Raw genomic sequence first — 1,326 nt, 5'->3', positions numbered from 1 at the left:
CATTAGTGTCCCGTTAAAATAGGGACCAGTTAAATATTAATCAAATAACCCCGGAAAGAGGGGACAATCGAGTTCTTTGACATTATTGAAATCAGTCATTTCGAAGAGATCTACGAGTGGTGTCTTATCCATAAGCGAAATACTTAGAATCTGAAGAACCTCATAAGTTGATCGCTTAAGTTGAAAATCATGTTGTACGATAGCAACAAGGCAATAGGCTATGATTGCCGATGATATTTGGATTCTCACAGCATTCTCTGTAGTACCCCAAAACTTCTTGATCTTGAGGTGCTGCTTTAGCCATTTGAAGAACAGCTCTATCTGCCATCTATTCTTGTAAAGATTGGCGATTTCAGGTGCTGTAAGATGAATGGCATTGGTTAGGAAAGCAAACTCCCTGTCTTGTTCTTCATCATAGAATTTGACGAGTCTGAGTTTCTCTGGATATTTTCGGTATGAATTGTATTCAGTGAATTCAATCACAGCATCTGTCAATATATTCTTTGGCAACCTGCGCCTCCATTTACAGCATTTGTATTGCAGATTCTTCTTGGCTCGCACAATAAAGAACGATTCATGCTGATGTATTTTGAAAAGTTCCTTGAATGCATTATATCCACGGTCGAATACATAGTAAGAACCTGATTCATAAGGAATTTCCTTCATGGCCTTTGAGTCGTAAACGGATGCTGTAGAGATATGGAAGAAAGCTGGAACCTGAGATTCGAGGTCATATAACACATGTGCTTTTATCCCTCCCTTCTTCTTACGGAACTTTGCCCACCAGAAGACTGACAAACACAAAGGAATTGTCGTTGAGTCGAAGGCATACACATTGCCTTTCAATTTGAAGATATCCGTTACCCGTTTCTTTCTGGCTTGCTCCATCATATAGAAAGCAAAGTCTTCAAAGATACGGTAGTCACGATTCTGATTGGCTGAAGCAAATGTCGTTTTCGCAATAGGTTTACGCCCTAATCCAAGATGGTATTGCTTTGCTCTATGTGCTTCAAAAGCAACAATCAAATCTCGCAAACTCTCTCGATTACTCAGTTGACCAAACATCATAGCAAGTAACTGATTCCAACAAGTGAAATGCTTCACATAGCGATTTCCATCATACTTGCGAACATAGTTGTTAAACTGAGTTCTGTTCAAAAAAGCGGTGAGCTGGGCAAAAACATATTTGTCTTGGAACATAACAGTCATTTGAATTTGACTGCAAAGTTACGAAATCAAGTCCGTTTCATTTCAAAACACCACCTAATAGACTGTATTTCAATTAATTCAAAGAGTGATTAGTCCACCTTAACGGGACAGTAGTGA

General features: G+C 38.9%; 1 protein-coding gene. It reads right to left on the bottom strand.

Features of this window, described 5'->3' with window-relative positions:
- Positions 1–36 precede the first annotated feature (36 nt).
- Positions 37–1,200 carry an IS4 family transposase gene (locus tag C7379_RS12565; protein WP_116617558.1) on the bottom strand — a complete coding sequence of 388 codons (1,164 nt, stop codon included), beginning with the start codon at positions 1,198–1,200 and terminating at the stop codon, positions 37–39.
- Positions 1,201–1,326: the final 126 nt, after the last annotated feature.

It is taken from the genome of Hallella colorans, assembly GCF_003096815.1.
Classification (GTDB): Bacteria; Bacteroidota; Bacteroidia; order Bacteroidales; family Bacteroidaceae; genus Prevotella; species Prevotella colorans.
The sequence above is the reverse complement of the archived record's forward strand: the minus strand, read 5'-3'. Positions and strand labels throughout refer to the sequence as shown.

Coding starts and splice junctions, on each gene's coding strand:
- C7379_RS12565 (WP_116617558.1), bottom strand. CDS start 1,200: ATGTTCCAAGACAAATATGTTTTTGCCCAGCTCACCGCTTTTTTGAAC.